15 protein-coding genes and 2 pseudogenes are annotated in these 24,230 nt (G+C 72.6%); 12 read left to right on the forward strand and 5 right to left on the reverse strand.

The window, feature by feature from the left end:
• Window positions 1-294 precede the first annotated feature (294 nt).
• From GA0070612_RS16840 to GA0070612_RS16875, 8 genes are all read left to right on the forward strand, one after another.
• The gene (locus tag GA0070612_RS16840; protein WP_088988760.1) at window positions 295-1,095 is read left to right on the forward strand and encodes a LuxR C-terminal-related transcriptional regulator; all 801 of its coding nucleotides are present in this window, start codon (window positions 295-297) and stop codon (window positions 1,093-1,095) included.
• Between the two features lie 5 nt (window positions 1,096-1,100).
• On the forward strand, window positions 1,101-1,940 hold the full coding sequence (locus GA0070612_RS16845) for an aminoglycoside phosphotransferase family protein (RefSeq protein ID WP_088988761.1): 840 nt from the start codon (window positions 1,101-1,103) through the stop codon (window positions 1,938-1,940).
• A 165-nt stretch (window positions 1,941-2,105) separates the two neighbouring features.
• On the forward strand, window positions 2,106-5,333 hold the full coding sequence (locus tag GA0070612_RS16850) for a non-ribosomal peptide synthetase (RefSeq protein ID WP_088988762.1): 3,228 nt from the start codon (window positions 2,106-2,108) through the stop codon (window positions 5,331-5,333).
• A complete protein-coding gene (locus GA0070612_RS16855; protein WP_088988763.1) occupies window positions 5,326-7,581 on the forward strand; it encodes a beta-ketoacyl synthase N-terminal-like domain-containing protein in 2,256 nt (751 codons plus the stop codon). Before GA0070612_RS16850 ends, GA0070612_RS16855 begins: the two co-directional genes overlap by 8 nt.
• Complete coding sequence (locus GA0070612_RS16860; protein WP_088988764.1) at window positions 7,581-7,847, forward strand: phosphopantetheine-binding protein; 267 nt, start codon at window positions 7,581-7,583, stop codon at window positions 7,845-7,847. The genes GA0070612_RS16855 and GA0070612_RS16860 overlap by 1 nt, the downstream gene beginning before the upstream one ends.
• Window positions 7,847-11,260, forward strand: a complete 3,414-nt coding sequence (locus GA0070612_RS16865; protein WP_088988765.1) for a non-ribosomal peptide synthetase — start codon at window positions 7,847-7,849, stop codon at window positions 11,258-11,260. Before GA0070612_RS16860 ends, GA0070612_RS16865 begins: the two co-directional genes overlap by 1 nt.
• Window positions 11,257-14,139 carry a type I polyketide synthase gene (locus GA0070612_RS16870; RefSeq protein WP_088988766.1) on the forward strand — a complete coding sequence of 961 codons (2,883 nt, stop codon included), beginning with the start codon at window positions 11,257-11,259 and terminating at the stop codon, window positions 14,137-14,139. Before GA0070612_RS16865 ends, GA0070612_RS16870 begins: the two co-directional genes overlap by 4 nt.
• Window positions 14,136-16,124, forward strand: coding sequence for an amino acid adenylation domain-containing protein (locus tag GA0070612_RS16875; RefSeq protein ID WP_088988767.1), 1,989 nt, complete (start codon window positions 14,136-14,138; stop codon window positions 16,122-16,124). Before GA0070612_RS16870 ends, GA0070612_RS16875 begins: the two co-directional genes overlap by 4 nt.
• Before the next feature lie 105 nt (window positions 16,125-16,229).
• Here GA0070612_RS16875 and GA0070612_RS16880 read toward each other — a convergent pair.
• From GA0070612_RS16880 to GA0070612_RS16895, 4 genes and pseudogenes are all read right to left on the reverse strand, one after another.
• Window positions 16,230-16,673 (reverse strand): annotated as a pseudogene (locus GA0070612_RS16880) (formylglycine-generating enzyme family protein); the annotation flags it as partial.
• A gap of 50 nt (window positions 16,674-16,723) precedes the next feature.
• A complete protein-coding gene (locus tag GA0070612_RS16885) occupies window positions 16,724-17,620 on the reverse strand; it encodes a hypothetical protein (protein WP_157742510.1) in 897 nt (298 codons plus the stop codon).
• A gap of 31 nt (window positions 17,621-17,651) precedes the next feature.
• Window positions 17,652-17,891 (reverse strand): annotated as a pseudogene (locus GA0070612_RS16890) (SMI1/KNR4 family protein); the annotation flags it as partial.
• Window positions 17,892-18,156: 265 nt separating this feature from the next.
• Window positions 18,157-19,422, reverse strand: a complete 1,266-nt coding sequence (locus GA0070612_RS16895) for an alpha/beta fold hydrolase (protein ID WP_167393639.1) — start codon at window positions 19,420-19,422, stop codon at window positions 18,157-18,159.
• A 338-nt stretch (window positions 19,423-19,760) separates the two neighbouring features.
• On the opposite strand from GA0070612_RS16895, the gene GA0070612_RS16900 reads away from it, so the two are divergent.
• Window positions 19,761-20,309, forward strand: coding sequence for a hypothetical protein (locus tag GA0070612_RS16900; RefSeq protein ID WP_088991557.1), 549 nt, complete (start codon window positions 19,761-19,763; stop codon window positions 20,307-20,309).
• Between the two features lie 15 nt (window positions 20,310-20,324).
• On the opposite strand, the gene GA0070612_RS16905 is transcribed toward GA0070612_RS16900, so the two are convergent.
• The gene (locus tag GA0070612_RS16905) at window positions 20,325-21,083 is read right to left on the reverse strand and encodes a hypothetical protein (protein WP_088988770.1); all 759 of its coding nucleotides are present in this window, start codon (window positions 21,081-21,083) and stop codon (window positions 20,325-20,327) included.
• Between the two features lie 123 nt (window positions 21,084-21,206).
• Between GA0070612_RS16905 and GA0070612_RS16910 the strand changes: the two genes are divergently transcribed.
• The 3 genes from GA0070612_RS16910 to GA0070612_RS16920 all read left to right on the forward strand — a co-directional run bounded on the left by GA0070612_RS16910 (window position 21,207) and on the right by GA0070612_RS16920 (window position 24,157).
• Window positions 21,207-22,316, forward strand: coding sequence for a hypothetical protein (locus GA0070612_RS16910; RefSeq protein ID WP_088991558.1), 1,110 nt, complete (start codon window positions 21,207-21,209; stop codon window positions 22,314-22,316).
• Between the two features lie 126 nt (window positions 22,317-22,442).
• Entirely contained in the window at window positions 22,443-23,015 is a 573-nt protein-coding gene (locus GA0070612_RS16915; RefSeq protein ID WP_088988771.1) for an RNA polymerase sigma factor, read from the forward strand.
• Window positions 23,012-24,157 (forward strand): hypothetical protein, encoded by a 1,146-nt coding sequence (locus GA0070612_RS16920; RefSeq protein ID WP_157742511.1) that lies wholly within the window; start codon window positions 23,012-23,014, stop codon window positions 24,155-24,157. Before GA0070612_RS16915 ends, GA0070612_RS16920 begins: the two co-directional genes overlap by 4 nt.
• Window positions 24,158-24,230: the final 73 nt, after the last annotated feature.

The following is a 24,230-nucleotide window of genomic DNA, read 5'->3' on the forward strand; positions in this document are numbered from 1 at the left end:
GTGCTCCCGGGTCGGTGGCACGTCGACCGCCAGTGAAAGGTCTGCTGTGGACGGCGCCGCCAGGGCCGAGGCGGAAAATTCGCTCCGGTTTCTGGATGCGTCAAAAGGCTGACCGAGCCCGTTCCCGGGATCACTTCTTGTGTTGTTCTGTTGGCCGTGAGTAGATATTCATCACGACGCGGGGTCGGCGCTACCGCGGCGTTCCCCCGCGCGACTAAGACACCGCGGGCCGTTCGGACGGGGTGAGGTGGATCAATGGTCAGCGTTGGCTCGGGCTCGGAGCTGACTCGGAACATGAGGCGGTATCCGGAGGAAGTCACGGCGGAGACATCACCCGACGCGGTGACGGTGGTCCTGGCCGACGCTCAGCCGGTGGTGCGCAGGGGCCTGCACGCCCTGTTGTCGCCGTCGGCTGAGGTCGCCGTGACAGGCGAGGCGGCGTCCGCGCGGGAGGCGTTGGCGCTGGCCACCGCCACCCGTCCCGACGTGCTCGTTCTCGACGTCGAGCTGCCGGGGTTCCAGGCGGGGGTGACGATCCAGGAGATCAACCGGGTGTCGCCGTCGACAGCGGTGCTGGTCTTCACCGCGGTCGAGGACGAACATGTGATCCTCGCGGCGATGTGGGCGGGCGCCCGGGGCTATGTGCTCAAAAGCTGCCCGGGCGACGGCATCGTCCGGACGATCCGGGGCCTCGCCACGGGTGAGGTCATCCTCGGCCCCCGGGTGGCCGACAAGCTCATCGGGCAACTGAGCCGGGAGCCCCGCAACCAGCAGCTCTTTCCGGAACTGACAGCCCGTGAGCGGGAGGTGCTGGAACTGATTGCCTCGGGTATGCGCAACGTGGCGATCGCCGCGAAGCTGAATCTGTCCCCGAAAACGGTCAGCAATCATATTTCCACCATCTTCAGCAAATTGAACGTCTCCGACCGGTACGAGGCGATCGAGGTCGCCCGCCGGGCGCGGTTGGGACGCCCCGGGCCGCCCGGCCTCCATCGACCGATGGTGCCCGGTGGCAGCGTTCTGCTGGCCGGTCGGCGTGGTGTCGTGGCGCCGGGCACGGCCGCGTACGCCGACGCGCGGCCGGTGCGGGGGTGAGCGGGATGAGCCTGGACCTGGACGCGATCGCCAACCGACTGGAGCCACGGTTCGGCCGGGCCGCGCACCGCTGGGTGGGCACGTTGCGCCAGCGGCTCGACGACCTCGTCGAGCAGTGGGGGTTGACTCTCGGTGACCCCCTCAAGTCCGGCAACTCCTCGGTGGTGTTCCGGTGCGTGGGCCCCCTCGGCGACGGGGTGCTCAAGCTGTCCCCGGACAGCTACGCCGTGCGGGAGGAGGTGGACATGCTGCGCCAGTTCGCGTCCAGCGGGCGGGTGCCGGCGGTGCGGGAGTCGGCCAAGGGCGCGGTCCTGCTCGAAGCTATCCACCCCGGCACCCTCGTGGAGAAGATGCCGCAGCCGCCCTCACCACGGGAGTACGCCACCTTCCTCACCGATCTGCACGGCGCGGGCGACCCGGCTGCCGCTCCCCGTCAGCTGGCGGACTGGATCGACGTGCTGTTCAACTCGGCGACGCGCCGGGGCGCCGACCTGAGCGGGTCCAAGCGACTGCGCGACGACCTGTTCGCGGTGCCCACCGACACCGTGCTGCTGCACGGGGACCTGCACCTCGGCAACGTGCTCAGCGGCGGAGGCAGGGGCCTGGTGGCGATCGACCCGATGGCGTGCGCCGGTGACCCCTGCTTCGACGCCGTGGACTACGTACTGGAGGGTCTGGACCGCGCGGAGATGGTGCGCCGCCGTGACGAGCTGGCGAGCGCCGCCGGCATCGACGTGGGCCGGCTCGACGCCTGGTGCCGGGTGACGGCCCCGATCGGCGCCACGTACGTCAGCAATCCCGTGCACTCCACCGAGCTGGCGGCCTTCGGGCGCGGCGAGTACTGACCGGCCGACCACCGCCCCGGTCCGACGGCGACCCGCGTCGGGCCGGGGCCGCGCCGTGTCCGGGGACCGGCGTCGACGTGTCGCCGACGCGACCGGGAGCTTTTCCTGGTGGGGCAGGAGAACGTGCTCTGCCGCGCGGGACGCGCCGGGCCGCACGATCGGTGCATGGTTCGTACCGGTCGTGCTTCCTTCGCCCAGGAACGCCTCTACTTCCTCGATCAGCTCCAGCCCGGAAACCCGGCGTACGTGGTGGCCTTCGCGGTGCACCTGCGCGGTGCGCTGCGACCCGAGGCGCTGCGCACGGCCCTGACCCGGGTGGTCGCCCGGCACGACGCACTGCGCACCACGTTCGCGGTGGTCGACGGTGTCCTCACCCAGCGGGTGTCGTCGACGGCCGCCGTGGACGTCGACATCACCGCCGACGGATGGGTCGATCGCGCCACCCAGGAGGCCCACCTGCGGACGCTCGTCGCCGAGCAGGCCCGGCAGCCCTTCGACCTCGCCGACGGCCCGGTGGTACGGGCCTTCCTGCGCTCCTGGGGCCCGGACGAGCACGGCCTCGCGGTGCTCGTGCACCACATCGCCTGCGACGGGTGGTCGGTGGGTCTGCTCCTGCGGGACCTGGCCGCCGAGTACAACGCCACTGTCGACGGGTCGGTGGCCGCCTACGACGAGCCGGCCGAGTCCTATCTGGCGTACGCCGGGCGGCAGCACGAGACGTGGCGGCGGGACAGCTCGGGTCTCGACTTCTGGCGTGCCGCGCTGGTCGACGTGCCGCAACTGGCGCTGCCCACCGACTTCCCCCGCCCGAGCGTGCTCGGTACCAGCGGCGCGGTGCTGCGCCGCCCGGTCGAGCCGGAACTGGTGCGGCGGCTGGGGGAGTGGGGGCGGGCGCGGGGCGCGACGCTGTTCGCGGTGACGCTCGCCGCGTACGCCTCGGTGCTGTCCCGGTACGCGCGCCAGGACGAGGTGGTGGTCGGCGTTCCGGTGGCGAACCGGATGGACGACGCCGAGGAGCGCCTGGTCGGCTGTCTGGTCAACACGCTGCCGATCCGGCTCGACGTGTCCGGCCGGCCGAGCTTCACCGAGCTGGTGGACCGGGCCCGGCGGGCCAGCATGGCGGCCTTCGCCAACCAGGACGTGCCGTTCGAGCAGATCGTGCGGGCCACCGTGGGGGAGCGGCAGCTCAGCCACGCGCCGCTGTTCCAGACCTCGCTGACGGTGCAGAACTTCCCGTTCGCGTTCCCCGAGTTCGCCGGGGTACGGCTGACCGAGGTCGACGTCGAGATCGACGTCACCAAGTTCGACCTGGGCCTGACCCTCGACGTCTCCACCGACGTGCCGTTCCTGCGCGCCGAGTACAGCACCGAGCTGTTCACGGCGGAGACCGTCGGCACGCTGCTCACGCACTACCTGACGTTCCTGCGGTCGATCGTCGACGAGGAGCAGCGGGAGCCGTCCATGGTGGACGAGGCCGAGCGGGCGCAGCTCACCGTGGGGGTGAACCCGCCGCTCGCGTCGGCGTCGGTCAGGCACCCGTCGGTGCTGCGCCGCTTCGCCGACCACGTGGCGGCGACCCCGGAGGCGGTGGCCGTACGCCACCGGGACGTCGAGATCACCTACGCCGAGCTGGACCGGTGGGCCGGGCGGATCGCGGCGGGCCTGGCCGACCGCGGTGTCCGCCCCGGCGTCCGGGTGGGACTGCTGCTCGGCCGTTCACCGGCAGTCGTCGCGGCGATCCTGGGCGTGTGGAAGCTGGGTGGCGTCTACGTGCCGCTGGACCCGGACTACCCGCGCCAGCGCCTTGAGCTGATCGCCGCGAACGCCGGGATGGCGGTGCTCGTGGTGGACCCGGAGACCGCCGAGGCGGCCGCAGCGCTGACCCGCGACAGCGGGACCCCTCTGGCCGACGCGCACACCCTCGACGGGGTTCCCGTGCGCGAGGAGACCTTCCCCGGGCCGGACGACCCGGCGTACGTCATCTACACCTCCGGCTCGACGGGCGTACCCAAGGGGGTCCTGGTCGGGCACGGCGGCCTGGACGCGCTGAACAGCCCGACCCCGGCGGGCCTGGACGTCACGGCCGCCGACGTGTGGCTGGCGGCCAGCTCGTTCTCGTTCGACGCGTCGGTGTGGGAGATGTGGGGCGCGCTGACCACCGGCGCCCGGCTGGTCATCGCCGACCGGGTCGACCTGGTGGACCGGGAGCGGCTGGCCCGGCTGGTGCGTCGCGAGGCCGTCACCGTGCTGTTCCAGACCCCGGGCGCGCTCTACCGCCTGCTGCCGCCGTACCTGCGGACGCTCGACGCCGACGAGACCTCCCGCATCCGCTACGTCGTCCTCGGTGGGGAGGCGCTGAGCTGGTCGCGGCTGGCGTCGCTGATCGCGGACGCGCCGGGCCTGCGGACGGTGTTCGTCAACATGTACGGCATCACCGAGGGCACCATCCACGTCACGATCTTCCAGGCGTCGGCCGCCGACGTGCCCCGGGTGCGTGAGGGCGCCATCGGCGTGCCGTTGCCGTCGGGGCGCTGCTACGTCCTGGACGAGGACCTGCGACCGACCGGGCTCAACGTGCCCGGGGAGCTGTACTGCGGCGGCGCGCTCGTCGCGCAGGGCTACCTGGACAACCCGGAGCTGACCGCAGCGCGGTTCCCGCCCGACCCGTACGGCGGCGGGGTCATGTACCGCACCGGCGACGTGGTGAAGTGGGGCCTCGACGGGAGCATGGTGTACCTCGGGCGCAACGACACGCAGGTGCAGGTGCGCGGCTACCGCGTCGAGCTGGCCGAGGTGGAGGGCGCCCTGCTCACCCACCCGGCGGTGCGGTCGTGCGCCGTGGCCGCCGAGGACGACGAGCTCGTCGCGTTCGTGGTCGAGGGGATCGGCCCGGACGCCGAGCACGACCTGCGGGCGCACCTGCGCGAGACACTGCCGGCGTACATGGTGCCGTCGCGGATCCTGAGCGTCGCGAGCATCCCGCTCACCGCGCACGGCAAGGTGGACCTTCCCCGCCTGCTGGCCGACAGCCGCGCGGCACGGACCACCACCGCGCCGTCGCCGACGCCCGCCGGTGTCGTCGGCACCGGGTTGGAGGAACGAATCCGGGCCTGCTGGGTCGAGGTGCTGCGGCGACCCGACGTCGGGCTGCACGACAACTTCTTCGACCTGGGCGGCCACAGCTTCGCGCTGATCGCGCTCCAGCAGCGGATGTCCGAGGAGGGGCTGGACGTCTCGGTGACCGACCTCTTCCGCTGCGGCACGGTCGCCGGCTGCGCGGCGGCGCTGCGACAGGCCGCACCCGTCGTCGCGGACGCCAACGCGGCGCAGCGCCGCCAGGGCCGCGCCCTGCTGGCCGACCGGCGGCGCAGCGTGGGAGCCGGCCGTGGCTGAGCTGGACGACAGCGCCGCGGTGGCGGTGGTCGGCATGGCCATCCGGGTGCCCGGCGCCGACCGCGACCTGGACCGGTTCTGGCGACACGTCCACGACGGCGTCGACGCCGTCAGCGTCTTCACGCCCGAGCAGCTCGTCGGTTGGGGCGTACCCAAGGATCTGGTGGAGCGGCCCGGTTTCGTGCCGGCGCGGGCGGTCCTCGCCGAGGCCGACCGCTTCGACCACCGGCTGTTCAGCTACTCACCGTCGGACAGCGCCCTGATGGACCCGCAGCAGCGGATCCTGCTGGAGTGCGCGTGGGCGGCCCTGGAGCACGCCGGTCACCCGCCGATCGCCGCCGACGGCAACCGGGTCGGCGTGTACGTCGGCACGGGCCTCAACGTCTACCTGCTGGACAACGTGTGGCCCAACGACCGCGCTGTCGAGGCGGCCGGCGGCCTGGGCGTGATCATCGGCAGCGACAAGGACTTCGCCGCCACCCGGATCGCCTACAAGCTGAATCTTCAGGGGCCGGCGCTGACCGTGCAGACCGCCTGCTCGACGTCGCTCGTCGCGGTGCACCAGGCGACGCAGGCGCTGCTCACCTACGACGCCGACGTGGCACTGGCCGGCGCGGCCACCGTCGCCCCGCCGACCCGGCGCGGGCACCTGCACGAGCCCGGGGGCATCTTCTCCGCCGACGGTCGCTGCCGCGCCTTCGACGCCGCCGCCGACGGGACGGTTCCGGGCGACGGAGCGGGCGTGGTGGTGCTCAAGCGCCTCACCGACGCGCTGCGCGACGGCGACACGGTGCACGCGGTGATCCGTGGCTCCGCGGTCAACAACGACGGCGCCCGCAAGGCCGGCTTCACCGCGCCCGGCCCGACCGGTCAGGCCGCCGTCATCGCGGCGGCTCTGCAGGTGGCCGACGTCGACCCGGACACCGTGGGCCTGGTCGAGACGCACGGCACCGGCACCGCGCTCGGCGACCCGATCGAGGTGGCGGCGCTGCGGCAGGTGTTCGACTCCGCCCGGCCCGACCGGACGCCCTGCGCGCTGGGTGCCGTCAAGTCGGTCGTCGGACACCTGGACACCGCCGCCGGGGTGGTCGGCCTGATCAAGACGGTGCTGGCCCTGACCCACCGCACGATTCCCCCGATCGCTCACCTGCGTACGCCCAACCCGGCGATCCGACTGGACGGCTCGGTGTTCGAGCTGCCGACGACCGCCCGACCCTGGGCGCCTGTCGACGGCGTACGCCGGGCCGGGGTGAGCGCCTTCGGCATCGGCGGCACCAACGCCCACGTGGTGCTGGAGGAGGCCCCGCCGGCCCGGCCCCGGCCCCGCCGGCACGTCCCGCAGCTCGTCCTGGTCTCCGCGAAGACCGCCGCGGCGGCGCAGGACAGCCTGGACCGGGTCACCGCGTTCGCGGCGGGAACCGCCCCCGGGGACCTGGCCGACCTCGCGTACACGCTGCGGACCGGCCGCGCCGAGCTGCAGTGGCGGGCCACCGTCCTGACCGGCGTGACCGACGGGGTTCCCCGGGTCGGCACTGTCGACGCGACGGCCCGGGCGCGCGGGGTGGCGCTGCACCTCACCGGGGCCGGTGAGCTGACCGGCAACCGACCCAACTACGACGCCGACCCGGTGTACCGGCGGACCGTCGACGAGGGCGTGGCGCTACTGCGCGGGCACGACCTGGACGATTCGGCCCGGCAACGCACCGACCGGCTGCTGGCCTGCGTCGGCCTGACCCGGTCGCTGCGCAGCCGGGGCGTCACCCCGCGCGCCCTGGCCGGTGACGGCGTCGGCGCGGTGGCCGCCGCCGTCGTGGCCGGGGTGATGTCACTCGCGGACGCGCTGGCGCTGCTGCGCGACACCGACGACCCCGGGGTACGCCTGCACCCCGCCGCTCTGCCCCTGCTCGTCGACGGGCGGCCCGACGACAGCGCCTTCTGGCGGGCCGCGGCCCGCCGCCCCCCGACGTCGACGCCGCCGCCCGCCGTGCCCGACCCGGTGCTCTGGATCGAGGTCGGCACCACCGTCACCCCGCACCTGGACGCCGACCAGCCGCCGCTTCCCGCCAACCGGCACGCCCGCCTGTTGGCGACCGTCGGCGCGCTGTGGCAGCGGGGTCTCACCGACGCCTGGGACCCCGTGCACGACACCGGCCGCCGCCGGCTGCCCGCCCCCACCTACCCCTTCGCGGCCACCCGGCACTACCTGGACGCACCCGGAGCCGACCCGACCACAGAGAGGCGACACTGATGCGCGACGTACACGACCGGACCTGGGTGGCCGAGTTCGAAGAACTGTGGATGGAGGTGCTCGGCGTCGACACCGTCGACGACGACGACGACTTCTTCGACCTCGGCGGCCACTCGCTCAGCGCGCTGCGCCTGAGCACCCTGATCCGCCAGGAACTCAACCTGGCGGTGATGTTCGGCCACGTGCTGGAGAACCCCCGCCTCGCCGACCTGCGCACTGTCGCGAGCGAGGTGCCGCTGGATCGGGCCGGGGCGGAGACCGCGTGATGGTCGCCCCCGACCTCGCCGCCTGGGCGCCGCTCGCCGCACGGGTGCTCGGCGGCACCCCCGATCAGGTACGCGCCATGGCCGCCACCGAGTCGTTCGTCGCCCTGGGCGGCACCTCGCTCCAAGCCATCGCCCTCGTCGCGCTGGGCCAACGCGAGCTGCGGGCGGACGTGGACAGCGCCCGCCTGCTGTCGGCGCTGCCGCTGGCCCAGGCCCTCGCCGGCGCCGTGGACTTCGTCGACACCGCCCCACCCGTCGTCGCGCGGCGGCCCGCCGAGCGGGAGCTGCTGCCGGGACAACGGTCCATGCTGGCCGCGCACCTGCTGGACCAGGACGCGCCGTACCACCTGATGTTCACGGTGGAGGCCGACGGGCCCCTCGACCCGGCCCGGGTCCGGTGGGCGCTGCGCGAGCTGACCACCCGACACGAGGCGCTGCGGACCCGCTTCGTACGCGACCCCCGCCAGGCCCGGATCGTGCTGCCCGCGCCCTACGAGCCGCGCCTGCTGCACCAGACGCTGCCCGACGACGACGCGGTACGCGCCGTGCACGACCTGTACGGCCCGACCGCCGCGCGTGTGCTGCGCCCGTTCGCGCAGCCACCCGTGGTGTTCGTGCTGACCCGAACCGGCCGGCGCGACCTGCTCACCATGCTGGTGCACCACACGGTCAGCGACGGTTGGAGCGTCGGGCTGGTCGCGCGGGAGTTCGCCGAGTTCTACGCCGGGGACGGCCCGACCGAGGCGGCCCCTTCGCCGGACTGGGTCGGCACCCGGCTCGCCGCGCAGGAGTCGTCCGGCGCGCTGCAGGCCGCTCTGACCCGGGTCACCGCGCGGCTGGCCGGGGCGCCGTGGACGGTGACGCTCCCCACCGACCTGCCGCCGGTCGCCGAGGCCGACGGGCGCGGCTCCCGGCTGCGCTTCCACCTGGACGAGGCGGCGGCGGAGGCGACGACCGGGTTGGCCCGGGAGTGCGGGGTGACAGTCACGTCGGTGGCCCTGGCCGCCTGGGCGTTGACGGTGTCCCGCCGCGCCGGTCTGGACGATCTGGTGCTCGGGGTGCCGGCGGCGGGCCGGTTCGAGGCGGGCATGGACCGCCTGGTGGGCCTCTGCACCCGGGTCGTCCCGGTGCGCTGCGCGGCGACCGACGACAGCACCGTCCGGGAGTTCGTCCGGGGGATCGCCGACGCCCTGGCCGCGGCGGTCGCCGACGCCGACGTGCCGTTCGAGACCGTCGTCTCCGCGCTGGGCGCCGGCACCGACCCGGGCCGCAACCCGCTGGCCCAGCTCGGCTTCGCCGCCCACCACGAGCTGGTGCCCGACGAGCTGGTGGTGGGCGACCGTACCTGGCGGGTGCACGAGGGCCACTGCGCCGGCGCGGTGTTCGACGCCCTGCTCTACCTCCAGTCGTGGTCGGATCGTCCCCGGTTCGCGCTGGAGTACGCGACAGCGCTGCTGACCGCCGCGGACGCCGGGGAGCTGGTCGAGTCGTTCCAGGCGGCGGTGCGGGAGCTGGCCGCCGACCCGGACGCGACGGTGCGGGACGTCACCACGCTCTCGGCGGGTCAGCGCGCCCGGTTGCGCGAGCTGGGCGCGGGCGGGACGTGCGACACCGCCGACGACGTGTGGCACCGGTTCGCGGCGTACGCGGAGTCGGCGGGCGAGCGGTGCGCGCTCGTCGACGCGCACACCGGGCTGACGCTCACCTACCGGGACCTGCACGACGCCGCCGTCGAGCAGTCCCGTCTCCTGCACGGCCACGGGGTGCGTGCCGGCGACGCGGTTCTCCTGGAGGTGCCCCGCTCGGCCGCCGAGGCGGTGGCGGTGCTGGGCGTGCTGCGCCTCGGCGCGCACTACGTGGCAGTGGACCAGCACGCCACCGCCGAGTGGCGTACCCATCTCGCGGCGACCGTCGCGGCGCGGGCCCGCCTCGGTGTGGGCGAGCCCTGGCCGGGAGTCGTCGACTGCCCGCTCGTCGATCCGCGGACGCCCGTCGGGCCGGACCCGGTCGAGGCGGCGCCGAGCGACCCGGCGCGCACCGCGTACGTCTCCTTCACGTCCGGTTCGACGGGCGTGCCCAAGGGCGTCGTCGTGCCGCACCGGGCGGTGCTGCGACTGGCCGACGACCCGGGGATGTTCGCCGAGCGGCCGGGTATGCGGATGCTGCGGCTGTCCCCGCTGGCGTTCGACGCGTCCACCCTGGAGCTGCTGGTGCCCCTGGCCACCGGCGACACGGTGGTGGTCTTCCCGCCGGAGGACCCGACGCCACGCGGGCTGGCCGACGTCCTGAGCACCGCCGGGGTCACCCACGCCTGGCTCACCTCGGGCGTGTTCCACCTGGTCGCCGACCACCGTCCGGACGCGTTCGCCGGGTTGCGGCAGCTGTTCACCGGCGGGGGAGTGGTGTCACCGCCGCACGTGCGCCAGGTGTTGCGGGCCTGCCGGGGCCTGCGCCTGACCAACGGGTACGGCCCCACCGAGAACACCACCTTCACCACCACGTACTCCGTAGAGCACGCCGACGCGACGCCCGACCCGCTGCCGATCGGTGCTCCGGTGCACGGCACCGACCTGTCCGTCGTCGACGCGTCGGGTCGTCCCGTCCCACCGGGCGCCGTCGGCGAACTGCTGACCGGCGGCACCGGGCTGTCCGACGGGTACCTGGGTGACCCGACGAGGACGGACGCCTCCTTCGTGCGCCACGACGGGGTACGCCGTTACCGCACCGGGGACCTGGTGCGCTGGGGCGCCGACGGCCACCTGCGCTTCCTGGGCCGCAACGACCGCCAGGTAAAGATCGCCGGACACCGGGTGGAGCCGGTCGACGTCGAGCGCCGGTTGCGGGCGCAGCCGGGCGTCCGCGACGCGGTGGTGTTCCCCACCGGTGATCCGGCGAGCGGGGTACGCCTCTGCGCGGCGCTCAAGCCCGACCCGGACGGCGTCGACGTGGCCGCCGTGCGCCGCGCGGTGGAGTCCGACCTGTCCCCCTACGCCCGGCCGCAGCAGTGGGTGACGGTGACCGAGTTCCCGCTGGACCGCAACGGCAAGGTCGACCTGCGGGCGCTGGGCGAACTGGCCCGACCGGCAGCGCTGCCGGAGACCTCGGCCGCCCCGCCGGAGACCTCGGCCGCGCCGGCCCGGGTTCCCGCCCAGCGCTCGGCGTCGCTGGCCGAGTTCGAGGAGCTGGTGACGGGCGCCTGGGTGGAGGCGCTGGGCACCGACGACTTCGACGTCGACGAGGCGTTCTTCGACGTCGGCGGTGAGTCGCTGCGCCTGGCGATCGTGCGCCGGTTGCTCCAGGAGCGGCTGGCCGGCCGGACCATCCCGCTCACCGACCTCTACCGCTTCCCGACCGTGCAGACGCTGGCCCGGCATCTGCACGCACAGACCGAGAGAGCAGGCGCACCCTCATGAACGACGACATCGCGATCGTCGGCCTGGCCGGTCGGTTCCCCGGCGCCGCCGACGTCTGGGAGTACTGGTCGAACCTGGTCGCCGGGAAGACCACCGTCAGTGCGCTGACCCGGGGCGAACTGCTGGCCGCCGGGGTGCCCGCCGACCGGCTCGACGACCCGGCGTACGTGCCGGCGCGCGGCGTCCTGGCCGACCCGGACCTGTTCGACGCGGCCTTCTTCGGTATCACCCCGAGGGAGGCGGAGACGATGGACCCGCAGCACCGGCTGCTGATGCAGACGGCGTGGGCCGCGCTGGAGTCGGCGGGACTCGCCACCGAGCGGCCGTTCGGTCGCGTCGGCGTCTTCGCCGGGGCCGGGTTCAACTACTACGCGCTGCACCACGTGTTCGCCCAGCCCGACGTCGTCGAGTCGCAGGGGCTGCTGTCGGTCGTGCTCGGCAACGAGAAGGACCACCTGGCCGCGAAGATCGCCTACCGGCTGGACCTGGGCGGGCCCGCCATCACCGTGCAGACCGCCTGCTCGACGTCGCTGGTGGCGGTGCACCTGGCCTGCCAGAGCCTGCGCGGCGGCGACTCGGACGTGGCGCTCGCCGGTGGCGCCTGCGTGGCCGTGCCGCAGCAGGCCGGGTACCTCTACGAGACGAAGGGCATCATGTCGCCGGACGGCACGTGCCGGCCCTTCGACGCCACGGCCGACGGCACCGTGCCCGGCAACGGGGTCGCCCTGGTGGTGCTCAAACGCGCCGAGGACGCCCGCCGGGACGGGGACACCGTGTACGCGGTGATCAAGGGGTCGGCGGTGAACAACGACGGCGGGATGAAGGTCGGCTACACCGCGCCGGGCATCGCCGGGCAGGTCGACGTGCTGACCCGCGCGTACGCCGCCGCCGCCGTTGACCCGGCGACAGTGGGCTACCTGGAGGCGCACGGCACCGCGACCGAAGTCGGCGACGCCATCGAGCTGGCCGCGCTCACCGAGGTGTTCCGTCGCGGCGAGCGACAGTGCTCGATCGGCTCGGTCAAGGCCAACGTCGGGCACCTCGACGCCGCCGCCGGTGTCGCCGGGCTCATCAAGGCCGCGCTGGCCCTGCACTTCCGGCAGATCCCGCCGCTCGCCGGCCTCAAGCAGGCCCGGCCCGAGCTGCTGGACGCATCGTCACCGTTCACAGTGGACACCGTCGCCCGTCGGTGGGAGGCCGCCGACGGCCCGCGCCGGGCGGCGGTCAGCGCCTTCGGGCTGGGTGGCACCAACGCGCACGTGGTGCTGGAGGAGGCCGACGGCCCGATTCCGCCGGAGCCGTCGGCCGCCGACGGCCCCGCCGAGCTGATCGTGCTGTCCGCGCGGACCCCGGATGCGGTCCGCGAGGCCGCCGAACAGGTGCACGAGTACGTGCGGCAGCGCCCCGACCTGTCCGTGCGGGACGTCGCGGTGACGGCGCAGACGTACCGCCGGCACTTCCCGCACCGGTTGGCGGTGGCCGCGCGGGACGTCCCGACGGCGCTGGCCGGGCTGCGCCGGGCGCGGGTGCGCGCGGCGGCCCGCCGACCCCGGGTGGTGTTCCTGTTCCCCGGGCAGGGCGCCGAGTTCCCCGCCATGGCGCGGGGCCTCTACGACCACTACCCTTCCGTGCGGGCCGACCTCGACCACGGGGCGGAGCTGCTGGCCCCGGTCCTCGGGCTGGACCTACGGGACGTCCTCGTCGACGACGACCCGCACGGTGTCGTGCACCGCACCGACGTCACCCAGCCGGCCCTGGCCCTGTACGAGGTGGCGCTCGGCCGGCTGCTGCTGTCCTGGGGCGTCCGCCCGGCGGCGATGATCGGTCACTCGGTCGGCGAGTTCCCGGCCGCCGCGCTCGCCGGTGAGCTGGCCGACGACGACATGCTGCGCCTGGTCGCCACCCGGGGCCGGCTCATGCAGGACGCCCCGGAGGGCCACCTGCTGGTCGTGCTGGCCGGGCCGCGCACCGTCGAGGAACACCTCGCGGGCCTGGACGACCTCGACATCGCCGCCCGCAACGCGCCGGACGTTACCGTCGTGGCCGGACCGCCGGCCCCGCTCGCCGCGTTCCGCGAGCGCCTGGACACGGCCGGGGTGCCCTGTCGGGCGCTGCCCGCGCAGCGTGCCTTCCACACCCGGATGATGGCCGACGCGGCCCGGCTGCTCGGCGTCGAGGCCGACCGGGTGCCCCACCGACCCCGCACCCTCCCGGTCGTCAGCAGCGTCGACGGCACGCTGCTCGGCACCGGCCAGGCGCGTGCCGAGGGCTACTGGGCGACACAGTTGCGCAGCCCGGTGCGCTACCACGACGCCCTGCTGACCGCGCTGGAGCTGCCCGACCCCGTGCTCGTCGAGGTCGGTCCCGGCACCGCGCTGACAGGCATGGCCCGGCAGACGCCGCAGGGACGGGGGGTGCCCGGGTTCGCCGTACAGCCGCGACCGACGCCGCGGGCCGACGCCGCCGACGTCCTCGCCGGGCTTGGCGCACTCTGGACGGCCGGGGTGACGGTGGACTGGGCGGCGGTGCGCGGCGACAGCCAGGCGCGGCGGGTGGCGCTGCCGACGTACCCGTTCGCCCGTACCCGGCACTGGCTGGACGCGACACCGCCACCGGCCCCGGACACCGCCGAACCTGCGCCACCTCCCACGGTTGCCGGGGAGAGCACTGTGGTGGACGAGATCGTGGAGCTGTGGGGCCGGTTGCTCGGCTCGCCCGAGATCGGGCCGGACACCGACTTCTTCACCGTCGGCGGCGAGTCTCTGCTGTTCATCCGCATGGTCAACCAGGTGCAGCGCCGCTTCGCCGTCCGCATCCCGATGGAGAGACTGTCCGCGCGACCCACGCCGCGCGTCCTGGCCGAGCTGGTGACGGCATGACCGACCACACCGACCTGGCACACGCGGCAGCGGTGGCGGCCGTGCTCGCCCACCGCCTCTCCGGCGCGACGTCGGTGACGGTGCGCGGCCCGCACGGCGACCACACGCTGCGCGTGCACCCGGACACCACACTGACCGGGGTACGCGCGCAGACGCCGACACCGTCGCCCGAGCTGTCCCCGGTGGACGTGGTGCTGGTGACGCCCGGCCCACCCGGCGGGGCGGCGGGAATGGTGGGCACGGTGCCGGTCTGTCTCGCCGGCGACCACTGTCATCCCACCCACCTCCAGGAACGACTGGACACCCTGAGCGGATGGCTCACCGCCCACCCCGACCGCCCGGTGCGCGAGGCGGTGCTCGTCGGCCCCCGGGAGCGGGCCACCCTGCTCGGCTTCAACCCCGCGCCGACCCCGGCCCCCCGGACACCCGTGCACGAGGCGATCTGCCGGCAGGCGGAGCGCACCCCGGACGCCGTCGCGCTGCGCGGCGGGGGACGCGACCGCAGCTACCGGGACCTGCTCGACGAGGCAGCCGCGCTCGCCGGGCGACTACGCGCCGAGGGCGTGGGCCCCGGATCGGTCGTCGCCCTGTGCACCGAGCGGAGCCCGGAGATGGTCGTCGCGGTGCTCGGTGTCCTGCTGGCCGGAGCGGCGTACCTGCCGCTGGACCCGTCCCACCCGAAGGCCCGGCTGGACCTGATGCTCACCACCGCCGACGCCGCGCTGGCGCTCGCCGACGAGGAGGGACGGGCCGCGCTCGGCACCGGCGCAGCCCCGGCCGTTCCGGTGCGACCACTGGCCGGCGCCGACCTGCCCGCCTCGCCCGTCGACTGGCGTGGCTACCGCGCGCCGGAGGAGGTGGTGGACGGGCTGTCGTACGTCATCTTCACCTCCGGGTCGACCGGGGCGCCGAAGGGTGTGCAGATGACCCACCTGTCGCTGGCCAACCGGCTGACGTGGATGCAGGACGAGTACCGCATCGGGCCCGGCGACGTGGTGCTGCAGAAGACGCCGTACACCTTCGACGTGTCGGTGTGGGAGCTGCTCTGGGCCTTCCTGGCCGGCGCGACGCTGGTCACGGCCGAGGCCCAGGCGCACCGCGACCCGCAGGAGATGGCCGCCGTCATCGCCCGCGAGGCGGTGACCACGGTGCACTTCGTGCCGTCGATGCTCGCCCTGTTCGTCGAGGAGCCCGGGGTCGCCGCGTGCGCCACCCTGCGCCGGGTGATCTGCAGTGGGGAGGCCCTGCCGCCGAAGCTCGTCAACAAGCTCACCGCCACCCTGCCGACGGTGCGGGTGGACAACCTGTACGGCCCCACCGAGGCCGCCATCGACGTCACCGCCTGGCCGTGCCGCCGACCCGAACCGGACCCCACCGTCCCGATCGGCAGACCGATCACCAACGTCACGGCGTACGTCCTGGACGACGAGGGGGCACTCGCCCCGCTGGGCGTACCCGGGGAACTGGTGGTCGGCGGCGACTGCCTGGCCCGGGGGTACGCGGGACGGCCCGACCTGACCGCCGAGCGGTTCGGCACCGTGCACGTCGCCGGGCATCCCCAGCGGGTGTACCGCACCGGCGACCTGGCCTGGTGGTCACCGCAGGGTCACCTGAACTACGGCGGGCGCATCGACACGCAGGTGAAGATCCGTGGGCAGCGGGTGGAACTCGGCGAGATCGAGTCGGTGCTCAACAGCCACCCGCTCGTCGCGAACAGCGTGGTGCTGCTCCGCGACGACCTGGGTGCGGCACCGACCCTGGTGGCGTACGTGGTGACCGAACGGCACGCCGACGCGGGCGACGTGAGCGAGGCGGCGCTGCGGGCGTTCCTGGCCGAGCAGCTTCCCGACCACATGGTGCCGCTGCGCCACGTGCTGCTGCCCGAGTTACCCGCCACCGCCAACGGCAAGGTCGACCGCAGGGCCCTGCCCGCCCCGCCGGCCCGGGTCCGCCGGCCGGCACGGGTCGGGTCACCCTCGGCGTAGGGCCTCGGGAGCGGGGGAATCCGCAACGACGGGTGACGCCGCAGCCCTGGTCGGCGATCGTCGGCCTGTTTGCCGGCTCGAAGATGGGATCCGCTCAGACCACCATCACCGGGGTGGCAGTGGTACGGCCGGGCGTACCGCCGCGAAGCTGGCGTGTTCGTACCGGGTGGCGGAGAGCAGCAGCAACCATTCGTCGCAGCCCTGCCAGGGGTAGAGGTCGGCGGCTCCGCCGCGCACAGTGCGGGGCCCGTCGCCGGTCCGTGGTCGTGCGTCTGCCGGCGCACCGTTGAACCCGGGGATCCACATGTCGGCGCAGAGCTCGTTCGCCGACCCCATCGCCGCCAGCCCGAACGCGTTCTCGCCGGCGGCCGTGCGCGTCTCGTCGTCGAAATCGTCGAGCAGTTGGTCCTCGTCGGGCTTTTCGTCCCCGCGGAACGTCAGCGTGGTGGTGCCGGCTCGCGCTGCGTACTCCCACTGCGCCTCGCTGGGCAGCTGGAACGGCAACAGCTTGAGCAGGTCGTCCAGGTCGCCTTCGAGCCGGGCCGTGCCGCGGAGCTGCGCGCCGGGAGCTACCAATACCCCGATGACGGCTGTGCGAGCTACGGCAACGGGCGGTGCGTCGTCTGACCGTACGGCGGCTGTCGGGGGGTGTTGGCAGCAGGTGCCGGTGGGAACAGTCGACGCAGCGTCGGGCTGATGGCGGTGGCCAGTGTGCCGTCGTCGCCGGAATGCATGATCAGGTTGATCGTCCCTGTCGCCACGTGTCCGGTGTGGGTTTGGGCAGCCGCGACCGCGACGTCGGGCAGGCTGAGGTCGGCGAGTAGCTGGCGTACCAGGACGCCTTCACCCCACAGGGCCTCGGCGGGGATGGGGAGACGGCCCAGCCAGGACAGCAGGGTCGCCGCCCTGGCGGTGGGTGAGGGCATGGCGGCGGTGAGCCTTCGACGGATGTCGTCGACGTGCGCATCGGACAGCTCGCCACACTGCTGGCCGGTGGCAGCGACCAACACAGGATGCAGCACGTCCGGAACCCCGCGCTCGTCCAGATAACGCTTGCCTTTCTTACCGGCGGGCCGGAACTGCGGACGACCCTCGTGCAGGTTCAGCAGGTCAGCCAACGGTGCCAGGAAGGTGGTCAACTGATTCGGCACTCCGTGTCCGGCCAGAAACAAGTGCAGCGCCGCGGGATCCGCCACGACGAGGTCGTTACGGAAGCGCGACCGCTCCCAGCTGACCGAGCCGTGGCCATGAAGACCTGCGCCGGCGAGCACGTCGCCTGTCGCATCGCGGAGCACGATCGTCGGCCCACCGTGGCAACGGCAGATGTCACCGGTGAAGCGACCTTTCGTGGTCAACTCGCGCGCCGCCTCGACAGACACAGCGCCTGGCAGCTCGGCCAGAACTGCACGTCCGCCAAGGGGACCGGCATCCTCACCGCCCTCGACGATCTGCACAGTGCGTGTTTGAGACCAGACATGGTCAAGCCACTCAATCATCGCTACCTCCTATGCGGACCCGCCGGTGGGGGGCAGTCCGTCCGATCGCCGCCAGGGTGTGTACCGCCACGTGGCTTGGGGACCAGGAGGTTCGGCTGGGCGAGGGATGGGCGTTACGAGCCAACAGTCCGGCGTTGTGTCGCCGGGCCAGGTCGACGTACGCGGCGGGTAGTTTGCGCCCGAGTTGCGCTTCCACCTCCCGTGGAACCTCGTCGGTGAGCGGGCTTTCCTGCGGGCCGGAGGTGTCGAAAATGATCGTGGGATCGAGCACGCGCTGACGGTAGTCGCTCAACGTCAGTTCCAGAACCAACCCGAGCTTCGCTGTCGGAACGTCGTTCTTCGTGGCGCGCCCGACTGTCTGCCCCGGTTGGCTGGCCTCCGCTGAGGGCTGCGTCCACCCATCGCCAGCCTGGTCGGTGTGCTCGGCCCGACCCGCCGAGGCGAGAACCGGCCTGGAACCATCAGAGCCGTGACGACCATCCGCCTGGTGCGGCAGACGAATCGCATCTCGCCCTGGCCGAGTGATGAGACGTCCCTCAGCAGGCCGTGTTGCGTTTCGGCAGGTGTCCGTGCACCAGGTAGGCGGTGGCGATGCCAGTCAGGCAGGCGTTGGCCTGGCCGCTGAGCAGAGGCACGTGTGTCTGCTTGTCGACGGTGACCAGCCGTGAGCCGGTGATGGACCGGGCCGTCGCGGTCGAGTTGGCCAGCGGCACCGAGGCGTCGCGCAGTGCGGCGAGGACGAGCGCCGCCGGTGCCCGGTTGCTGGCGAGCGGCGGGGTGTTGTCCTGGCTGACCGGCCAGAAGGCGCAGGGGTTGAGGTTGGCGATCGACGGGCCGAAGACGGGGTAGCGGCTGCCGAGGCGCGCCAGGTCGTCGCGGTAGGTCGCCAGGTCGCGCGGCCACACGTTGTCGCCGCAGCGGAAGGCCATGTTGACCGCGGTGTGGTTGTCCGCCGGCACGCCCGGCGTCCCGGGCAGGGGCGTCGGTCGCGGGTCGAGGGGGATCGGTGGCGGGGTGCGGGCGACGATGGCGGCCAGGTTGGTCGCGACCACCGGCCACAGATGTTCGAAGTACGTCGCGATGACCGTCAGGGAGCCCAACTCGCCGGTGGTCCAGGCGTGATCCCCGGCCACGATCGGCTCAATCGCCGCCTCGGCGAAAGCCCTGCTCAGGGTTTCCGCGACGTCGGCCGGCGTGGCACCGAGCCCGAACGCCGCGCTGTTGTCGGCAACGTACCCGGTGAAGGCGGCGTAGTTCTGCTCGAAGGCCGGAAGTCGCTTCAGCTCGTAGGGGCGCCAGGCGAGGTCGTAGTTGACCGGGCTGTCCAGCACGAACCGGTCCACCCGGTGCGGGAAGAGCGTGCCGTACGCGACGCCGAGCATCGCCGCGTACGAGCCCCCGAGGAAGGAAAGCTTCCGCTCGCCCAGGCGTGCCCGGATGACGTCCATGTCGCGGGCGGCCTGTGCGGTCGTGGCGAACGGAAGCGCCCAACCTGTGTGCCGGGCGCAGGCGCGGGCGTATTCGCGGGCCTCGGCGGCGGTGTCCTCCAGGGACTGATAGGTCGCGGTGCGCACCCAGTAGCCGCCCGGCTCCTCCTCCGGCTGGCCACAGGTGATCGGAGTGCTGCGTTCGACGAAGCGCATGTCGAACCCGACGATGTCGTACCGGTCGCGGACCGCCGGATCGACGATGGTGGCGAGATTCAGCGGCTCCGGGACACCGGCACCACCCGGCCCGCCGCCCGTGGTGAACAGCACCCCGCGGCGAAGCGCCGGGTCGGTCGCGGGGAGCCGGGAGATCATGATGTCGATCGTTGGGCCGGACGGCCGTGCGTGGTCGAGCGGCACCTGGACGGTGGCGCAGCTCAGACGGGTGTCGTCAACACCCGGGCAGGCCCGCCACGCGAGGGTCGCCCCGCTGGCCGCCGAGGCTGGGGCGACGGCTATGGCGAGGCAAGCGACAACGAAAGCGGCCATCGCGCGCATCTACGCCCCCCGGTATCGACTCATGTTCATCTATGCCGCATACGCTAGGACGCATTTCCCCACACCGCAACGTGGCTCTTCGGCACCGACGACACCATCGAAGCCGTGGTGATGATGGATCGAAACTGTCGGTCGTCACTCTTATGATCACGACCATGTCGGCTGCCTTCACCGCGTTGTGGACCCAGGACGTCTGCCGGGAGCTCCGCAGGCGCTGCACCGGCCTCCGGCCGCCGGTGGCATTCAGCGGGGTGCATCAGTCTCTGCCCAGTTGGGCCGGCGTGGGTGTCGGCGACGACGTCTTTGCGCTGCACGTCCACCGATGCGTGGTCTACGTGGTGAGCCGTCTCCGTGTCGTCGACAAACAGCGGCGCGCCTGTTGCGGCGCTGCGCCGGCAACGTGGCGCGACCCGGCCTATCCCGGTCACGACGACTGGGCGATGCTCGGCGCCGACGGATGCGGGGCAGATCCGGTGCATGTCGAGGCAACGCCGATCCGCTTCGACGTCGCCGTCCCCGGCGACCTGCTCAGCACGCTGACGTGGCGCAACCGACGCGGAGAACAGCGCACCTTGAAGTACGTCGTCGACGGTCGTCTCGAACGCTCCGTCAGCCTCCAGGGCGTCTATCGTCTGACCGACGAATCCGCTGCTCGACTGGGCAGCCTGCTCGACAGTTCGCCGGCCCTCGACCGAACGGTGTAGACCCTCCACATTGCCTCAGCGGCGACCGCCGTCCTTGACCGTCGGCGCGCCTGACGGCGGCAGATGCGTGCTGCGTTCGGGCTGGAGCGTGTCAGTGATGAGGCGGAGTTGTTCCCGGGACAGCTCTCCTCCGTAGCGGCGGTAGGTGTGTGATCCACGGCCGACGAGGACGTCGTCGACGTTCACCCATGGGCACGGCGTCCAGTACCTGCCGCTGTCGAGGAGTTCTTCGCTGACCTGGCGTACGTCGGACCGGGCGCCCAGAGCGGTCACGGCTTTCGCGACCAGGTCCACGGCCTCGCGTGGGCGGCTGCTGTCGGCGCAGGCCGGTACGAGGAGGAGCAGTCGTTGGGCGGGGGTGTGGTCCTGATCCGGGTGGTGCGCTGCGGCGACGACTTCCGGCCACGCGAACGCCGGCCCTCGGAAGTGTCCGTCCATGGCGGCGAGAGGGATCGACGCGTCACCGGTGCCAGGATCGAGCACGTAGTCGACGCCGCCGTCGTCGTCGGCGTTGCGCATGATGACGTGCAGGCGGCAGTGCCCGGGAAGTGGCAGGGAGAACACTGGCCAACTGTGCGGGTCGAGGAAGGTGTCGACGATCTGCTCCAGGTCGGCTGGGTCGACGCCGAAGGCGTCTGTCACCGACGTGGATCCCCCGACGGTGCAGAGGAAAGCGGGCCAGAACAGGTCCTGGGACATGATGTCGGACCCGTCGACCAGCGGCGACCGTAGGAATGGCGGTTCGTACCCGTCCAGGTATCCGGGGATGATCACGCGTCATCATCGCAGTTTCACAAGGCGCCTGACAGGCGCCGCCGCTTGCGCAACGGTACGCGAGGGTGGGATCGTCGCGGCCATGATCGAAAGAATCGAGTCTTCCGTCCGCCGGTGAGCGTGATGACCGAGTCTGAACCGCTCGGACCACGGATCGCTCTGTTCGAGCACGCTCTGCGTCTCCATCGACAACACCCCGACGGGGCTCTGCCTCGCGACGGTGAGCCGTATCCGGACGACGAGCATTACCGGTCGCGGCCGTCGACCCGGCGTGTGCGGGATCGACGACTCTACGGCGCTGATGTCGCTGTCATCCTCGACACCCACTTCAGGCGGCCGGACGCCCCGGCGAGTGACCTTGTCGACGCGTTCCGCGATGTCTACGTCCCGATCCATCGCAACGACCACATCGTTGCCGCAGCACTGCGCGCGGACCGGCAGCGCGTGCGGCAGACCGGCCGGTGGTTGGTGCGGCACAGCAACGACCGTAGTGCCGCCACGGTCGGGCTCGCGCTGCTGGCCACCGATGGGGCCGAGGACGACATCCCGCTGATCCAAACCATCGGCCTGCTGTCAGACCAGTGTGGGCCGTTAGCCGCAGACGCGCTGCAACGCCGCCGTGGAGGTGCGGAAGCACTGCAGTGGCTCGCCGAACGTGTCACCGGTGGGGGCCGGGTCTACGTCGTCGAGGCGCTGTGCCGACAGGGCGCCGCCAGTTCCCGGCCGTGGCTGCTGCGCCACGCCTGCGATGGCGACTACCTCAACGGCTACTTCGCCGGCGAGGTGGCGACCGCAGCGCATCTGCACGAAGCGATCACCAGCCCTGATGCCGACGACGACCTGATCGATCACACCGGTCGGCTCCTGAGGACCATGGCGGACTGCGCAGGCATGGGCATGACCCTCGCGCACTACCCGCCCGCACCTGTCGTCCTGGCCGCGCATGCGGCTCACCTCGCCCGGCAGCCGCCGACAGCGAACCGGTACGTCGATGCCGCGATGATCGCCCACTGTCTGACGGCGGGGCCCGCAGACCGATACGGCTGCACGGCCGCGCAGCGGGACCGCGTAGTGCAGCGGTACCTCGCGGTGCTCGACCAGCCGGACTGGCGCAACGCGGTCCGCGCAGGCCTCGACCCGACCAGCAACTTCTACGCCTGGTTCGCCGAGCACATAGCAGCGCGGCTGCGGCTCGGCGCGTTCTCCGACCTGGCCGGAAGTGACGAGCGGTGAATCGCTGCCACGTCGCAGCCGCTCATGCCGCCGAGAAGTCGCTGTTGGGCGCGGACCTGGGGTCTGAACACTTTCCCGCCCGATCGGCAATGTCAGGGTGAAGCGCGGACTTTGCCGAGGAGGGCCATGGCTTCGGATGCGGATCTGATAGGCCGGTCGCTGGATGGCGATGTCGACGCCTTCGTCGAGGTGGTCGAGCGTCATGAGGCCGCCGTCGGTTCGTACCTCGTTCGCCGGGCTGGGCGGGAAGCGGCCGAGGACCTCCTCGGCGAGGTTTGGGTTGCGGCATTCGAGTCGCGGCGATCGTACGACCGGAGGTACGACGATGCGCGGCCGTGGCTGTACGGGGTGGCACTGAATCGCTTACGGCGCTACTGGCGGTCCCGGCCGGCCGAGGACCTGGTCGCCGACGTGCCGGACGTGGCTACCGGATGGGATCCGTGGTCGGCGGTGGACCTCGGCGTGGACGCCCGGGCGGTACTCCGGTCGGCCCTGACGCGGCTCAAACCCGAAGAGCGGGAAGTCCTGAGGCTCGTCGCCTGGGAGGACCTGACCGCAGCCGACGCCGCCCGGGCACTCGGCATACCGGCCGGCACGGCGCGGCGGCTGCTGAGCCAGGCCAGGACGGCACTGCGCGACGCCCCGGGGGTGTCCGCGCTTCTGAAGGACCGCAACAGCGCGAAGGAGAGACACCGATGACCGACGAGCTCGATCTGGTCGGTGCGTTGGGCAGCGCAGAACCCCTACGCCCGGAGGCGTATCAGCGGGCGCGGGCGGTGCTGCGAGCGGCTATGGCCGACCCGGGAACCGTGCGGTTGCGGGGCGCGATATCGGCGGAGGACACGACTATGGAGGCGACGTCAATCGTGGAGACGACGACAAACACGCGGGACCACGAATCCGGCCCGGCGCTTCGGCGCCGCCGCGGGATCGGTATCGCGCGCCGATTGGGCGTTGGCGCCGGGGTGGGGGTTGCCGCCGCGGCGGCAGTCGTCGCGGTGGTGCTCAACTCGTCGGCACCCGGGGACATGGTGGCCAGCAAGGATTCGTCAGCCGCCCCCTCGGGCTCGACCACGGTCGACGGGTCGGCCGAGCGCGCGCCGCTGATGACCCTGGCCGGGTCCATCAAGACGGTCACCCCGGCGGTGGGCGACGCGTGGCTGGTGAAGGCGACGCAGGTCCACGGCACCAAGACCATGCAGGTCGTCTACACGTTGTACACCGATGGTCACGCGATCTATACGGGCAACAGCGTGAAGGACATCAAGCGTGCGATCGCCCGTCACCAGGACCAGATGACGGACGGCGGCTACGCTCCGCTCCTCAAGGCAGCAGTCGCCGCGGCGGACAGCAGCCCGGCCGACGGTCGGACCCAGATGCTCAAGGCGGCCAAGGATCCGCTGGTGGGCCTCGACCCCGCAGCGCAGAAGGCGGTGTGGGACAAGCAGCAGGCGGACGTCCAGGTGATCATCAAGCAGAAGGGCGGCAACGCCGAGCCGAAGCCGTACAGCCCTCAGGCCGTTGAGCGGCACTTCGACAACGCGCTGTGGACGTACAGCACCCAAGCGCTGTCCGCTGGCAACGGCAACACGCGGGTCCGTGCCGGTGTGCTGCGCCTGCTGTCCACCATCTCCGCGGTCAGCGTCAAGGACTCGACCACCCACGGCACGGCCACGCTGACGATCACCGCCGGCCCCGAGGTGTTCGGCGGCGAGGGCAGCGAGGTGCTGACCGTCGACGCCACGACCGGCATGCTGGTCAAGGACGTCTCTGTTGTGCCCGGCCTCCCCGCGGCCTCCACGACGTACGAATCCTCCCGCGTGACGAAGGTCGACCTGTAGGCCGCGAACTCACCAGCCACCAGCATTCCGGCAGACGGGCGTAACGCGCCCGGCGTCTGACAACGGTGCGGGC

It is taken from the genome of Micromonospora chokoriensis (assembly GCF_900091505.1).
Lineage (GTDB): Bacteria > Actinomycetota > Actinomycetes > Mycobacteriales > Micromonosporaceae > Micromonospora > Micromonospora chokoriensis.